This window comes from Cyanobium sp. Alchichica 3B3-8F6 (assembly GCF_024346435.1).
In the GTDB taxonomy this organism is placed as follows: Bacteria; Cyanobacteriota; Cyanobacteriia; order PCC-6307; family Cyanobiaceae; genus Cyanobium_A.
On sequence record NZ_JAGQCZ010000005.1, the window covers coordinates 31,714 to 45,548 of the forward strand.

Annotated in this window: 17 protein-coding genes; 7 read left to right on the plus strand and 10 right to left on the minus strand. The window is 67.5% G+C overall.

What is annotated here, in order from left to right:
- Positions 1-8: 8 nt before the first annotated feature.
- From KBY65_RS05425 to KBY65_RS05435, 3 genes are read right to left on the minus strand one after another with little or no spacing between them, the layout of a single operon-like run.
- Positions 9-1,151 (minus strand): DUF3153 domain-containing protein, encoded by a 1,143-nt coding sequence (locus KBY65_RS05425; RefSeq protein WP_255000781.1) that lies wholly within the window; start codon positions 1,149-1,151, stop codon positions 9-11.
- Complete coding sequence (gene argB / locus KBY65_RS05430; protein ID WP_094559922.1) at positions 1,144-2,040, minus strand: acetylglutamate kinase; 897 nt, start codon at positions 2,038-2,040, stop codon at positions 1,144-1,146. The genes KBY65_RS05425 and argB overlap by 8 nt, the downstream gene beginning before the upstream one ends.
- Before the next feature lie 42 nt (positions 2,041-2,082).
- Positions 2,083-2,631 (minus strand): DUF2854 domain-containing protein, encoded by a 549-nt coding sequence (locus tag KBY65_RS05435; protein WP_094559921.1) that lies wholly within the window; start codon positions 2,629-2,631, stop codon positions 2,083-2,085.
- 16 nt (positions 2,632-2,647) lie between these two features.
- Here KBY65_RS05435 and KBY65_RS05440 point away from each other — a divergent pair, with 16 nt between their 5' ends.
- Positions 2,648-2,848: a hypothetical protein gene (locus tag KBY65_RS05440; protein ID WP_094559920.1), complete on the plus strand. Its 201-nt coding sequence runs from the start codon at positions 2,648-2,650 to the stop codon at positions 2,846-2,848.
- A 24-nt stretch (positions 2,849-2,872) separates the two neighbouring features.
- On the opposite strand, the gene KBY65_RS05445 is transcribed toward KBY65_RS05440, so the two are convergent.
- Positions 2,873-3,409, minus strand: coding sequence for a single-stranded DNA-binding protein (locus KBY65_RS05445; RefSeq protein ID WP_255000783.1), 537 nt, complete (start codon positions 3,407-3,409; stop codon positions 2,873-2,875).
- Positions 3,410-3,456: 47 nt separating this feature from the next.
- On the opposite strand from KBY65_RS05445, the gene KBY65_RS05450 reads away from it, so the two are divergent.
- Together KBY65_RS05450 and cutA are read left to right on the plus strand one after the other, a co-directional pair.
- Positions 3,457-4,260, plus strand: coding sequence for a precorrin-6A/cobalt-precorrin-6A reductase (locus KBY65_RS05450; protein ID WP_255000784.1), 804 nt, complete (start codon positions 3,457-3,459; stop codon positions 4,258-4,260).
- Positions 4,257-4,610 (plus strand): divalent-cation tolerance protein CutA, encoded by a 354-nt coding sequence (cutA, locus tag KBY65_RS05455; RefSeq protein ID WP_094559918.1) that lies wholly within the window; start codon positions 4,257-4,259, stop codon positions 4,608-4,610. The genes KBY65_RS05450 and cutA overlap by 4 nt, the downstream gene beginning before the upstream one ends.
- Here cutA and KBY65_RS05460 read toward each other — a convergent pair.
- The 4 genes from KBY65_RS05460 to KBY65_RS05475 all read right to left on the minus strand — a co-directional run bounded on the left by KBY65_RS05460 (position 4,579) and on the right by KBY65_RS05475 (position 9,292).
- Positions 4,579-5,568 (minus strand): adenosine kinase, encoded by a 990-nt coding sequence (locus KBY65_RS05460; protein ID WP_094559917.1) that lies wholly within the window; start codon positions 5,566-5,568, stop codon positions 4,579-4,581. The genes cutA and KBY65_RS05460 overlap by 32 nt on opposite strands.
- Positions 5,568-6,881, minus strand: coding sequence for an adenylosuccinate synthase (locus KBY65_RS05465; protein WP_094559916.1), 1,314 nt, complete (start codon positions 6,879-6,881; stop codon positions 5,568-5,570). Before KBY65_RS05465 ends, KBY65_RS05460 begins: the two co-directional genes overlap by 1 nt.
- Before the next feature lie 116 nt (positions 6,882-6,997).
- Positions 6,998-7,432 (minus strand): photosystem II protein Psb27, encoded by a 435-nt coding sequence (psb27, locus tag KBY65_RS05470; protein WP_094559915.1) that lies wholly within the window; start codon positions 7,430-7,432, stop codon positions 6,998-7,000.
- Positions 7,433-7,468: 36 nt separating this feature from the next.
- Positions 7,469-9,292, minus strand: a complete 1,824-nt coding sequence (locus KBY65_RS05475) for a proline--tRNA ligase (protein ID WP_255000786.1) — start codon at positions 9,290-9,292, stop codon at positions 7,469-7,471.
- 171 nt (positions 9,293-9,463) lie between these two features.
- On the opposite strand from KBY65_RS05475, the gene KBY65_RS05480 reads away from it, so the two are divergent.
- Both KBY65_RS05480 and KBY65_RS05485 read left to right on the plus strand, forming a co-directional pair.
- Positions 9,464-9,943, plus strand: a complete 480-nt coding sequence (locus KBY65_RS05480) for a hypothetical protein (RefSeq protein ID WP_409996624.1) — start codon at positions 9,464-9,466, stop codon at positions 9,941-9,943.
- Between the two features lie 349 nt (positions 9,944-10,292).
- Positions 10,293-10,808, plus strand: a complete 516-nt coding sequence (locus tag KBY65_RS05485; protein WP_255000789.1) for an inorganic diphosphatase — start codon at positions 10,293-10,295, stop codon at positions 10,806-10,808.
- 8 nt (positions 10,809-10,816) lie between these two features.
- Here the strand turns inward: KBY65_RS05485 and KBY65_RS05490 are convergent, their stop codons facing one another.
- Positions 10,817-11,479: a class I SAM-dependent methyltransferase gene (locus KBY65_RS05490; protein WP_255000790.1), complete on the minus strand. Its 663-nt coding sequence runs from the start codon at positions 11,477-11,479 to the stop codon at positions 10,817-10,819.
- A gap of 82 nt (positions 11,480-11,561) precedes the next feature.
- Between KBY65_RS05490 and KBY65_RS05495 the strand changes: the two genes are divergently transcribed.
- Positions 11,562-11,924 (plus strand): 2Fe-2S iron-sulfur cluster-binding protein, encoded by a 363-nt coding sequence (locus KBY65_RS05495; protein ID WP_094559910.1) that lies wholly within the window; start codon positions 11,562-11,564, stop codon positions 11,922-11,924.
- A complete protein-coding gene (locus KBY65_RS05500) occupies positions 11,911-12,288 on the plus strand; it encodes a Spx/MgsR family RNA polymerase-binding regulatory protein (protein WP_255000791.1) in 378 nt (125 codons plus the stop codon). The genes KBY65_RS05495 and KBY65_RS05500 overlap by 14 nt, the downstream gene beginning before the upstream one ends.
- Here KBY65_RS05500 and KBY65_RS05505 read toward each other — a convergent pair.
- Positions 12,239-13,813 (minus strand): hypothetical protein, encoded by a 1,575-nt coding sequence (locus KBY65_RS05505; RefSeq protein WP_255000792.1) that lies wholly within the window; start codon positions 13,811-13,813, stop codon positions 12,239-12,241. The genes KBY65_RS05500 and KBY65_RS05505 overlap by 50 nt on opposite strands.
- Positions 13,814-13,835 lie beyond the last annotated feature (22 nt).

Genomic DNA, 13,835 nt, shown 5'->3' on the forward strand with positions numbered 1-13,835 from the left:
GGGGTGGCTTAGGCCGGTAGCTCGGGCAGGCCGAAGCCCAGCAGCCGGCGCAGGCGCTCCAGTGCCAGCACCAGGGCCAGGCCCGCTGCGATCAGAAGGCCGCCCAGCCCCAATCCGCTCCAGCGCCAGCAGGTCAGCTGCAGGGTGTTGCGAGCCCCGAAGCGCAGCGGCCAGCGCAGGGTCTGCCGGCCTGGAAGAGCCTGGGCCGGCTCCGGGCCAGCGCGCTGCACGGCCCTGCTGCCGGCGGGGCTCAGCTCAACGGCGGCGCTGAAGCCCGGCAGGGGTTGCACCTCCCGCAGGTCTACGGCCAGCTCGAGGGTCTGGTGCACGCCCACCAGCCAGTTGCGCTCCTGCAGCGCGAGCTCCGGAGCCGGCAGGGTCACCCCGGCGAGCTGGGCCGCATCGCTGAGGTTGCGGGCCAGCAGCTCCAGGGCCCGGGGTGCCGCCAGCACCTGGCTCTGCAGCCGTTGTTGCCAATCCCCAGGGCCCGGTGACGCCGCGCCGGTGGGGGCAGGCCGAAAGCCCTGGCTCTGCAGGAGCTGGCTGAACTGGCGCCCCCAGGGGGGCGGCTGCGCGCCATTGCTGATCAGTGCATGGGTGATCTGCAGCCGGCCCGGTCCCTTGAAGTTGAGCTCGGTGCGCACCTCCATGCAGCCGCCGAGCAGCACCGTGAGCAACAGCAACACCACCGCCAGCAGGGCAAAGCCCACCGGGGCCCGGGTGGGCCCAACGGGCGGTGGCGGTGGCGGCGGCGGTTTGTTGGCGCGGCGGCTGCGGGCCAGTTGCTGCATCTGGCTGCCCATCGCTTGGGCTGAGCCCAGATCAGGCAAGGTGATCGACCAGTCGCGGGGCCGCTCCAGGGCGGGGGCTTCCAGCACGGTGAGCAGGTCCTGGGCCTGGGCCCGCAGGGTGGCATCCCGGCAGCGCTTGATCAGGCGGCAGCACACCATGGCGCGAGTGTTGTCACCCTGGCCCATCCAGGCCGTGGCCAGCAGCAGCTGGATCTCGGCCCCTGCCTGGGTGGTGGAGGGGTGTTCGCGGGTCAGGGGCTCGAGCAGCCGCACCACCCGCCCGTAGTCACCCCGCTCCAAGGCCGCGCGAGCTGCGGCCAGCTGTTCCTCCAGGGACGCATCCAGGGGCGCATCAGCCATGGCAAGCGCGTTGGCTGCCCACCACCATCGTGCCGATGCCCGCGTCGGTGAACACCTCGAGCAGCAGGGCGTGGGGCACACGGCCATCAACGATGTGGGCCGCCGCAACCCCCTGGGCTAGGGCGCGGATGCAGCACTCGGTTTTCGGGGTCATGCCGCCCTCTACCACGCCGTCGTGGATCAGCTGCCGGGCTTGCGAGAGGCTGAGCTGGCGGATCAGGGAGCCGGGGTCGTGGCGATCCTGCAGGATCCCCGCCGTGTCGGTCAGCAGGATCAGCTTCTCGGCCTGCAGTGCGGCGGCCAGTTCGCCGGCCACCGTGTCGGCGTTGATGTTGTGGGCCTGCCCCTCGCCGTCGGCCGCCACGCTGGAGATCACGGGGATGTAACCCGCATCGAGCAGAGGGAACAGCACGGAGGGGTCCACCGCCGCCACCTCCCCCACCAGGCCATTGGCCCCATCGGCGTAGGTGCGGGCCCGCACCAGGGAGCCATCGCTGCCGCACAGGCCCACGGCCCGCCCGCCCACGCGGTTGAGCCCGTTGACAATGTGTTTGTTGACCCGGCCCACCAGCACCATCTCCACCACGTCCATGGTTTCCGGGGTGGTCACCCGCAGGCCGTTGCGGAAGGCCGGTTCGATGTTGAGGCGGGTGAGCCAGTCGTTGATCTCCGGCCCGCCGCCGTGCACCACCACCGGTTGCACGCCGACGGAGGCCAGCAGCACCAGGTCGCGGTAAACGGCATCGCGCAGCTCGTCGCGCACCATGGCCGCACCGCCGTACTTGACCACCACCCGGCGGCCAGCAAAGCGCTGGATGTAGGGAAGGGCCTCACTGAGGACCGACACCCGCAGGGTGTCCTGGCTGCTGATCAAGGGTTCGGAGCTCAAGGCGGGGCGCAGAAACGACGGGGAATGGGGAACAAGCAGGTCTTAGCTCGCTGCAGCCGCGGGCACCAGGGCGAGGCTGAAGCTGTCGCGGCGCTCCGGTTGAATGTCGGCCTGAAGGCCTGGCCCGAAGAAGCGGCCGAGGCGGTCGGCGCGGGCCTGCCAGCGCTCGAGGGGCACCCCCTCACAACGAAACCGCAGTCTGAGTCCGTAGCGGCCGTCACAATCCAGCTCTTCGACGCTGATCAACTGGGGCGGGGCGTCCTCATCCCAGAGCTTCAGCACCTCCAGCGAGCTCTCCAGATGGGCTTTCTGGCCGTAGCGCCAGCGGTCTACGTCGGCGAGCAGCTTGCGCAGCGGTTCGCTCTCTGGGAGCTCCCGCAGTGCCTTGTACTGGGCGGCGGGGGTGAGGCGCTGGGGGGGCGGCAGCTCTGAAGATTTCAGGGCCAGACCGCCCAGCAGGATTGGAATCCCGTAGAAAATCGTCGGCAGGCTGAGGTTGGGGATGTCGGTGGCGTAGGCGATCGAGCCGATCACCGTGAGCACCGCTCCCGCAATCGTGACCAGGCTTCCGGGGGAAAGGAGTGCTTGCATACAGCCATCTTCCTGTATGCCCATGGCCCCCGAAGCCTCCAGCACGGCCACTGAGCCCAGCACAGCTGCTTTGATCGACGCCCTCAAGGCCGATCGGCTCTGGCTGTTGCGTCAGATCGATGCCGGCCGTTGGCCCCAATGGCGGCTCGACCTCGCTGCCCTGGAGCGCGAACTCGGTCAGCTGCTCGACCAGGCCAGTGAGCGGGTGGGCGAGTGAGCAGGTAGGCCGGTAGGGCTCAATTCAGAAGGGAATGTCGTCGTCGTCGGGCAGATCGGGCACCAGCGGCGAGGTGTTCCAGGTGGGGGGCTGGGCAGCCGGCTGGGCTGCGCTGGGGGGCGCCGTGCTGGGAGAGGCGCCGCCTGGAGCTGGTGCCATCCCGGAGCCGGTGGCGCGGCGCACCGGCGGCGCAGTGGCACTGGCGGCGGGGGCCGTAGTCGCGGGGGAGGGGGTGCCAGGAGTCATTCCGGAGGGTCCAGCATCCAGGGGGTGGAGGCGGGCCAGGGTGAATTCGGCGCGCTTTTCCTTGACCCCGTCCTGCCGTGTCACGGTGTTCATGCGAAGGCGGCCTTCGAGCATCAGCCGCTGGCCCACGTGCACGCTGTTTTGCAGCTCCTGGGCCAGATTGCCCCAGCCCACCACCTTCAACTGGCCCGGAGGATCATCGGGACGCAGACCGTCAATTTGGACGGCCATTTCCGCCACCGGCGTCTGGTTGTCCTGGGTGTAGCGCACCTGGGGCGCTTCCAGCACCTCGACCTCGAGCAGACAGTGATTCACTCCCCGGAAACCATTGGGCGACGCCCATCCTGATGCACCGACCCGAGATGCACCAGGATCGCAGCTACCAGGTCTGCCGGCGCCTGTGGTTGGTGGCTGGCACCGGCGAGGGCCCCGAGCTGGCCGAGAGGCTGCTGGCCCTCGGCTGGCAGCTGACGGTGAGTGTGGTCAGCGCGCCTGCGGCCCTGGCCTACCGGCCCCACCCGGAGCTGACCCTCAGGGTCGGCGCTCTCGGTGGAGAAGCGGCTGTGGAGGCCGAACTGACGGCCGCCGCATCCAGCGGCCGCCCCTACGCGCTGGTGGTGGACGCCAGCCATCCGTTTGCCTGCCAGGTGAGCCGCCAGCTCATGGCGGGTTGCGCCCGTCAGAGGCAACGTCTGCTGCGCTTGCAGCGCCCCACTCTTGAGGGCCCGGCCACCTTGCTTCCAGCGCTGGAGACTCTGCGGGCTGTGCCGCTGGCGGGTCAGCGCCTGCTGCTGGCCATCGGCGCCCGGCAGTTGGCGGCAGCCGTCTCCCTCAGCCCCGGTGCCCTCCACCATGCCCGCCTGCTGCCCAGCGTCAGCTCCCTGCAACAGGCCATGGCAGCGGGCCTGACAGCTGAGCGGGTTGCCTGCCTCAGGCCCGGGGCGGCGCTGGCCGTGGAGCGGGCTCTGGTGCGTCGCTGGCGCATCAACACGGTGTTGGCGCGCCAGTCTGGCGGCTCCACCGAGGAGCTCTGGCGCAGGATTTGCTGCAGCGAGGGTCTGAACCTGCTGCTGCTGTGCCGCCCCCAGGAGCCGGCCGGGGTGGAGAGCCTCGATGCAGCGGCGCTGCTGGCGACACTGGCTGGCTGGACGCCCCCCCGCCCATGACGGACGCCAACACCAACCAGCCCTTGCAGCTGGTGCTCACCACCGAGGCCAGCCCAGAGCGCGCCCGGGCCTTGGCAGCGGAGCTTCTGGAGCGGCGCCTTGTGGCCTGCGCCAGCCTGTTGCCAGTGCAGTCGCACTACCGCTGGCAGGGGCAGATCACCTCCAGCGAGGAAGTGCAACTGCTGCTCAAGACCAGCCCCGAGCGGCTGGAAGCCCTGCGTGAGGCGTTGCTGGCGCTGCACAGCTACGACACCCCGGAGTGGATCCACTGGAGCGCCGTCAGCGCCGGTGCCTATGGCCAGTGGCTGGTGGAGAGCCTCAGCCCAGATGCTGGGCCACCAGGTCCTTGAGGGATCCCTGGGGCCGGGGGCCGAGCTGGGTCACCACCTGACCAGCGCAGAGTGAGCCGAGGCGACCGCAGGCCTCCAGGTCCTGGCCCTGGGTGTAACCATGCAGGAAGCCGGCCGCATACAGATCGCCGGCGCCGGTGGTGTCCACCAGGGGGCCGAGCCGGAAGGGCACGATGGCGTGGCTGCCCTGGCCATTGAGGATCACCGAGCCCAGTTCGCTGCGGGTCAGGGCCGCCACCTTGCAGCGCCCCCGAACCTGGTCGGCGGCCTCTTCAAAGCTGTTGGCTTTGTAGAGGGCCGTGATCTCCATCTCGTTGGCAAACAGGATGTCGACGTGGCCATCCACCAGCTCTTGGAAGCTGTCGCGGTGGCGCTCGACGCAGAAGGCATCGGAGAGGCTCAGGGCCACCTCACCGCCATGGGCGCGGGCCACTTCGGCCGCGGCGATGAAGGCCGCTTTGGCCTCGTCGCTGTCCCACAGGTAGCCCTCGAGGTACAGCACCTTGGCCTGGGCCACCAGGTCCAGATTCAGATCGGCAGGATCGAGGCCCACCGACGCCCCTAGGTAGGTGCACATGGTGCGCTGGGCATCCGGGGTAACCAGGATCAGGCAGCGGGCCGTGGACGGCCCCGTGGTGGCGGCCGGCGTGTCGAACCGGGCGCCGACCGAACGGATGTCGTGGGCAAAGATGCCCCCCAGCTGGTCGTCGCGCACCCGGCCGATGAAGCCGGCCCGCCCGCCCAGCTGAGCCACCCCGGCGAGGGTGTTGGCGGCTGAGCCCCCGGAGGTTTCCAGGCCTGGCCCCACGCTGGCGTAGAGCGTTTCGGCCTGGTGCTCATCCACCAGGGTCATGGTGCCCTTGGTGAGCTCGAAGTTGTCGAGCAGGTCGTCGTCGGCCTGCACCAGCACGTCCACGATGGCGTTGCCGATGCCGACAACGTCGAAATGTTTGGTCATCAGACGCTCAGCAGGGCTCGCTTGGGACCGTGGATGGGGTCTTCCACCACGATGGTCTGGTCGCGGTTGGCGCCCAGGGAGACGATCGCAATCGGCACTTCCATCAGGTCGGCCAAAAAGCGCAGATAGCTCATCGCCGTGGCCGGCAGTTCTTCGAGGCTGCGGCAGTTGGCGGTGGAGGTCTGCCAACCCGGCAGAGTTTCAAAGATCGGCTGGCAGCGGGCGAAGTCTTCCGAGCTGCTTGGGAAGTACTCAATGCGCTCGCCGTTGAGCTCGTAGGCGACGCACACCTGAATCTCATCGAGCTCATCGAGCACGTCGAGTTTGGTGATGGCCAAACAATCGAGACCGTTCACCTCCACGGCGTAGCGGCCAATCACGCCGTCAAACCAGCCACAGCGCCGGCGTCGACCGGTGGTGGTCCCGAATTCGCCGCCGCGGTCGCAGAGGTGATCGTTGAGGCTGCCTTCGAGCTCGGTGGGGAAGGGACCCTCACCCACCCGGGTGGTGTAGGCCTTGGCCACGCCAATCACCCGGTCGATCAGGGTGGGACCCACGCCGGCACCGATGCAGGCGCCGCCACTCACCGGGTTGGACGAGGTGACGTAGGGATAGGTGCCATGGTCGAGATCGAGCAGGGTTCCCTGGGCACCCTCGAACAGGATGTTCTTGCGGGCCCGGGCGGCTTGGTGAATGGTGCGCGTGCAGTCGACGACGTGGGGTGCCAGGCGCTGGCCGTAGGCCACGTATTCGGCCACCACCTCCTCAAACACAAGCGGTTCGAGCCCGTAGAGCTTCACCAGAATCTCGTTCTTCTCGGCCAGCGGCCCGGCCAGCCGGTCGCGCAGGCGGCCTTCGTCAAGGATGTCGAGGATGCGGATGCCATTGCGCTCCGACTTGTCGGCGTAGGTGGGGCCGATGCCCCGGCCGGTGGTGCCGATCCGACGGTCGCCGCGGCGCTGCTCCATCGCCTGGTCCAGCAGGCGGTGGTAAGGCATGGTCACGTGGGCCGTGGAGGCCAGCTGCAGGCCCTCCACGCCAATGCCGTTCTCGGCCAGCATGTCCAGCTCGCCGAGCATCACCTTCGGGTCCACCACTGTGCCGGAACCGATCAGGCAGACGGTGTCGGGATAGAGGATGCCGGAGGGGATCAGGTGCAGCTTGAGCACCTTGTCGTCCACGACGATGGTGTGGCCGGCGTTGACCCCGCCCTGATAGCGCACCACAACGTCGGCGGAGCGGCTGAGAAGATCTGTGATCTTGCCCTTCCCCTCGTCGCCCCACTGTGCACCGATGACGACAACGTTGGCCAAGGACGCAGCGGCCCGCAGCCGCTTCTGAGCACAATGCGAGAGCCTCTCAGATCGCGGTGCCGTTCGTCAAAGTCGGAACGGCACGGCTCGCTGTCCAGGCGCCGAGAACCAAGTGCTCAAGCCCCCCGGACGACGTTGGTTTCGGCCTTTTTCAGCTCTTTGCTGATGCGCACCCTGAGGGCTTCAGGCACCGGCCGATTCGGGTAGTTGGTGTAGTGGCCGGCCAGGGAGTTGAGGGCGGTCTGCATGGTGGTGAAGGAGCCGAGGCCGTTCACCGCGCTGCGGGGGCGGTAGCGGGCCATGTAGCCGTTAATCAGGCTGCGGGCTTCGGTCTCAGCTTCAGCGCGGCCGGGATCATCAGCCCCCAGGTTGAGGGTGGCCAGGAGGCTGTCAGCAACCGCCACGGTGTCGTCGACGTAGTTGCCCGTGAGCCCGCCACTGGAGGAGCTGCAGGCCGTCAGGGTCAGGCTCAGGCAGAGCACCAAGGCGATCGCCAGCCGCGAGATCAGCAGCCTCAGCCGCTGGCTGAAGGGGGCGAGCACAGCGGCCATGGGTGGGATGCAAGTGATTTGATCCTAGAAGCCGCCTCAGAGGAGCCCCTGGCGCTGGCTCTCCAGGCTGGGCAGCAGGGCCGCGAGCAGCTCGCTGGCGGGGAGCTCCCGCTTGTCGCCACTGGTGCGTTCCACCAGTTCCACCAGGCCGGTTGCGGCGCCGCGGCCTACCACCACCCGCCAGGGGATGCCGATCAGGTCGGCATCCTTGAACTTCACCCCAGCCCGCTCGCCGCGGTCATCCAGCAGCACGTCCACGTCGGCCTGCTGCAGCTGGCTGTAGAGATGTTCGCCGAGGTTGGATTGCTCAGGGTCGGCCCCGTTCGCCACCACCACGATCACCTCAAACGGAGCGATCGATACGGGCCAGCAGATGCCGTTGCCGTCGTGGTGCTGCTCCACCGCCGCCTGGGCCAGCCGCGAGACCCCGATGCCGTAACAGCCCATCCACAGGGCTTCCTCAACGCCAGCTTCGTTGGTGAAGCGGGCGTCGAGGGCTTCCGAGTATTTGCGGCCGAGCTGGAAGATGTGGCCCACTTCAATGCCACGGCTGGCCTCCAGCTGCTGGCTGGGATCGTGCTGGCAGCGATCTCCAGGTTGGGCGGCCCGCAGATCCACGCTCTCGGGAGCGGGGCATAGCGATCCCCAGGCAGCCCCCACCAGGTGGCTGTCCATCGTGTTGGCCCCACACACAAAGGCCTCGAGCGCGGTGGCGGTGGGGTCGGCGAGCCGCAGGAAGCGCGGCGACCAGCTGCGGGCGGCGGCCAGGGCGCCATCGCTCAGCTGGGGTCCCATGAAGCCGAAGGGGATGGGCTCCAGGCCTTCCTTGGCGGCTGCTTCGGCGCTGAGGGGGCTGATGTCCAGCAAGGCGCCGTGCTCGGCGGAGCCTCGGGCGGTCACCGCATTGGCCAGCTTGACCTCGTTGAGCTGTTGATCCCCCCGCAGGCTCACCAATAGGGGCTGCTGGTGGCCGCCTTCGAAGCGGGCCAACAGCAGCAGCACCTTCACCGTCTGGGTGGGATCGAAGCCATGGGCGGAGCAGAGGTCTTCGATGCTGCTCTGCCCAGGGGTGGCGAGGGGTTCACCCTGCCCACCGGCGCGCACGCCGCCCAGCAGGGCCACGGCTTCAGGTGCCAACGACACGGCCCGTTCCTGGTTGGCGGCGTAGCGGCCGTCGCCGCTGGCCAGGATCAAGTCCTCGCCTGCCTCGGCGGTAACCATGAACTCCTGGCTTGCGGATCCGCCGATGGCACCGCTATCGGCTTCCACGGCCACGGCTCGGAGGCCGCAGCGGGCAAAGATGCGGCGGTAGGCCTGGTCCATCTCCGCGTAGGTCTGCCGCAGGGAGTCTTCATCGGCATGAAAGGAATAGGCATCCTTCATGATGAATTCCCGTCCGCGCATTAGCCCGAAACGTGGACGGATCTCATCGCGGAATTTGCTTTGAATCTGATAGAGATTCACGGGCAACTGCCGGTAGGAGCGCAGCAGGTCGCCGGCCAGTGCCGTGATCACCTCTTCATGGGTGGGTCCCAATCCGAGCTCTCGGCCCTGGCGATCCTCCAGGTGAAACATGATGCCCTCGCCAGCGGTGTAGCCGGCCCAGCGGCCACTGCGCTGCCATAGCTCTGCTGGCTGCAGCTGGGGCAGCAGAGTTTCGAGGGCACCGGCCCGATCCATCTCCTGGCGCACAACCCGGGACACCTTCTGGAGCACCCGCCACATCAGCGGCAGGTAGGCGTAAATCCCAGAGGCCACCCGGCGGATGTACCCCGCACGCAGCAACAGCTTGTGGGAAGGGATCTCGGCCTCGGCCGGATCATCGCGAAGCGTCACCAGCATTAGGCGGGAGACGCGCATGGCCGCAGATTTCAGAGGATCGCGGAACCTATCACCGACCCAAGCCCAGGGACGCAGTCGTCAGGGTGACCATCGCTGCAGCGGAGCCTCGCAACCGCTGCTAAGGTCTACGCCCAATCCCAGTTGTCCTAGGTCCGTCTCATGTCTCTCCACCCCGGTGCCGCACATGCAATGGGGTTGGGTGCAGCGGGATTAGGTCAGAAGGTGGCACTACCGCAGGAGGAAGCCGCTTCAGCCGGATCTGTGGAAGTGGGGTCGGAAGCCAGCGAAGGTTTGATCGGTATTGATGAGGTTCAGAAGGCTCTCAATCGATCCCGCGCCTCGGTCTACCGCTACACCAACACCGATCCGCGCAATCTCAACCCTCCGTTCAATCCGCGCAAGCTGAATCCGGAATACCGCAGCGATCAGAAGGATCCGCTGATGTTCCACCCCAACGAGGTGGCTCGCTTCGCCCGGGACGTCCTGCGGATCAAGGAGGTCACGGTGGAGGTGCTCAACTCCCCCTCCACAGCCACCCAGCAGTTGCTCGGTGCCATCCTCGAGGAGTTGCGTGTCATCCGCACCCGTCTCGATCACCTCGACGGTCGCCCAGCCGACCTCAGTGCCCGTCGCGATCAGCACGATCAGGGTGCCCGCCCCGCCGCCTGAACAAGACCGGCCGCCTGGCGGAACTCGCCTGGCGGAAAAAGTGTCAGAATTGTTGAAGTCTCTTGTGTCGTTACTGGTGGATGAGGTGCCTGCACCCTCCACAGCCCCATGGATCGTGTTTCCCGAGATTCCCCGTCGACCCTCAGGTCCATCAGCAGGCCCGACTGCCCCACGCCGATTCAGTTGGCCAGTCAAGAGCCCTTGGGCGACGATGGGGATGACCCTTTCAGTCCGGGCCCCCAAGCCCTACCGCTGCTCCTGGGCAGCCTGATTGCCTTGGCCACAGCCGTCGTGCCACTGACCACGGTGGTAACCGGCCGATCGTTAAACCCCATCCCGCCGAGCTTCGATGGATCTGCGCCATCTGCCGGCCTCCCCGGCGCCTGGGCTGGTGAACCTGGCGGTGGAAATCCCCGCCGGCAGCCGCAATAAATACGAATACAACGAGCAGGCGGGGGTGATGGCTCTCGATCGGGTGTTGCACTCGTCGGTGCGCTACTCGTTTGATTACGGCTTCGTTCCCAATACCCTCGCCGAGGATGGTGCCCCCCTCGACGCCATGGTGATCATGGAGGAGCCCACCTTTGCGGGCTGCCTGATTCGCGCCCGACCGATCGGCATCCTCGCCATGGTCGATTCCGGTGCCCACGACGGCAAGTTGCTGTGTGTGCCGGAGGCCGGCTTCCGTCACAAGGAAATTCGCTCGATTCGTCAGATCGCACCCAACCAGCTGGAGGAAGTCGCGGAGTTTTTCCGCACTTACAAAAACATGGAGGGTCGGGTCACCGACATCAACGGTTGGCTGGATGTGGAGGCGGTGCCGGCCCTGCTGCAGAGCTGTATCGAGGCCGCCAAGGCCAGCTGACACTGGCCTCAGGGACGGCGCTGCAGCAGGAAGCCCTCGTAGCCGAGAGCCTGGAAGATCCGGGCCGGGTCGCTGAAGCCGGCCGCGTTCACCAGGGCGGTGAGCCGGGCCTCACCGATGGGGTGGAGCCCCTGGGTGAGGGGCTCCAGGTCGTGCGGCTCCGCCTCCAGCCCGCTGGCCCGCTGAAAGCCCAACCAGGCCGCGTCCACCTGGTTTTGCAGAGGGGAGCGTTCCGGCGCCATCAGATCCACCAGCACCAGCTGGCCGCCCGGCTCCAGGCTGCGGGCCAGGGCCGTGAGGAAGGCCAGCTTGGTGCCGTCATCCGGCAACGACTGCAACACCAGCACCGACAGGGCCCCGGCGAAGCAGGCATCCGCCTGCAGCTCCTCCACCGTGGTTTGACGCCACTGGATGCCCTCACTCCCCAGGCGCTTGTGGGCCGCGGCGAGCATCTCTGCGGAGGGATCAATCGCGGTCAGCTGCCAGTCGGGGCGCTGGGCCCGGGCTTCCACCAGCTCAGCCCCCGTTCCGCAACCTGCCACCAACACACCGGCACCGGTGCGGCTGGCCAGCGGTGAAGCCGCCAGCAGGGCCACCGCCAATCGGGCCAGGCTGGCGTATCCCGGGATCAGCTGCTGCACGATCAGGTCGTAGCCGAGGGGAGCTGACAAGGCTTGAAGACGTGGACTCTGATGCTAGGCATCGGGACGGGCGTGGCTTAAGTTGGGCGGCGCACTTTGCCCCAGCTCGACCGTGCCCACCATCCGTTTTGAACAGGAAGGCCAGCAGGTCGGTTGCATCGAGGGGGCCAACCTGCGCAAGGCCGCTCTTGATGCGGGCATCAACCCCTACAAGGGACTCAACAACGTCAACAATTGCGGTGGCCTCGGCCAGTGCGGCACCTGTGTCATGGAGGTGGTGGAGGGCATCCAAAACCTTTCCCCCCGCAGCGATGTGGAAGAGGTGTACCTGGCGGATCGCCCCGCCAACTTCCGCCTCAGCTGTCGCACCACCGTCAACGGCGACGTCACCGTGCGCACCCGGCCCACCAATGCCGTGGGCAAAGGGTCCAACAGCCTGGTTGGGGCGCTCAAGTCCTTGATTGGCAGGGGCTAGGCCGCTGAAGCTCTACAGCTACCCGCGTTGCAGCACCTGCCGTAAGGCCATCGCTTGGCTGGCCGCCCGACAGCTGCAGCCTGAGATCCTCGACATCACCGAGCAGCCCCCAAGCCCTGTGGAGCTGGAGCAGGCCTTGGCGCAATTGGGGCGCCAGCGCCTGTTCAACACCAGTGGCCAGAGTTACCGCGCCCTTGGAGCTGCTGCGGTGCAAGCCCTCGACGATCAGGCGGCCCTCGCAGCTCTGGCTGCTGATGGCAAGTTGATCAAGCGGCCCTTCCTGATGACCGACGCCGGCCGCATCCTCACTGGCTTCAAGCAGCCGGAGTGGGTGGCGCTTCTAGAGGCCCAGGCTCCGGGTTAGGTGCCTGCACGTCTTCGGGTTTGACCGGGGCGGTGATCAATTGATCCAGCTCTTGGATCAGGGCCTCGATGCCGGCCCGGTTGATCTGGCTGAGGTAAGTGCCCTTGGCGCCATCGATCAGGGCGCAGAGGAGCTCCTGGGAACGCTCCAGGGCGGGCCCGCTCTCAAGGGCCGCCGCTAGTTCCTCCCAGAAGCGATCGATGAAGCGCTGCAGCAGGTCCAGCTGTACATCGTCGCGGCGAGAGAGTCGATTGCCGGTGTTGCGGGAGAGCTCCAGCAGGCTGTCGACCATGCCTGAGGCCAGCTGACGACTGATGCCGGTTTCCACCTGCAGCAGGGGTTGCAGTTGGCGCAGCGGCGGCGGCACCACGGTGCGATCAAGGCTTTGGCGCAGGCTGTAGCCCAACAGCCCCTGCAGCTCCGGGGCCAGCCGGGGGGCCACCCGGCTGAGCAGCAGCGGCGCCCAGATGCGCACCAGCTCCACCAGCGCCCGCTCATCGCTGCTGCTGGCCACGCTCTGGTGGCTGCGTAGGGCACGCAGCCGTTGGGGCCAGCGCCGCGAGCGGATCACCCCCTGGGTGCCGTCGAGGATCTGCAGCGACAGCACCTCGAACAGCTCCACCGCCAGCAGTGCCACCACGCCGCGACTAACCACGGCCCGTAGCGGCTCGAAATTGACCAGCCCCGACGTCTGCAGCCGCTCCAGCACCGGCACCACCCGCAACCAGCGCCAGAAGGGCAGCAGCAGGGGCAGGTCACTCCAGCGCCGCAACAGGGCATCGCCCCAGCTCAGCCCCGGCAGGCGCCGCCGCAGCCGGATCAGTCGCAGCAGGATGTCCAGGGCGAAGACGCTCTGGAACAGCAGCAGGTCGATGCGCCAGAAATGGTCGGTGGGGCGACCGTTTTCATCGATGGACCGCCAGTAATTGGTGGCCACCAGCGGCAGGATCTGGCCGTTCCAGAAGCGGCGCTCCTGGATCCAGCCCTTGCTCTGGATCCAGACCGGATCCAGCAGCACGGCGGCTGCTTGGCGGGCGGAGTCGCGATCGGCCCGCTGCCGTATCCGATTTTTGATCTTTTCGAGGGTGCCGGAGGCCTCCGAAGCCAGGAATGGGTTGCTGTCGATTAGCTGGGCGGTGAGCTGGGCCTGACGGTTCAACAGGGTCACCTGGCTCGCCTGGGGGACCTGGCCGGCGGGTAGAGCCTGTAGGGACAGATCCAATTGGCGAAACTGCTCGAGGTAGGCCTGGGTTTCGCGATGGGGTTCGATGCCCTTGATCGGATCCACAAGCGGTGTGACATCGGGGATCACGGTGAGCGGCACCACCAGCGGCACCGAGGGGATCGGGTAGAGGTTGCGCTGCAGCCAGAAAGTGCGCAGCGGCACGTAGGTGATGTCGAAGGCGACCCACAGCAGATTGACGCTGGCCCACGCCGCCACAAAGCGATCCCAGCTCCGCGCCCAGCGCCCTGATGACGCCGCCCTTGAAGCAGCTGTTTGAGCTTGCCAGCGGGGGCGCGCCATGGAGCCGGGCGGGTGGTGGAGT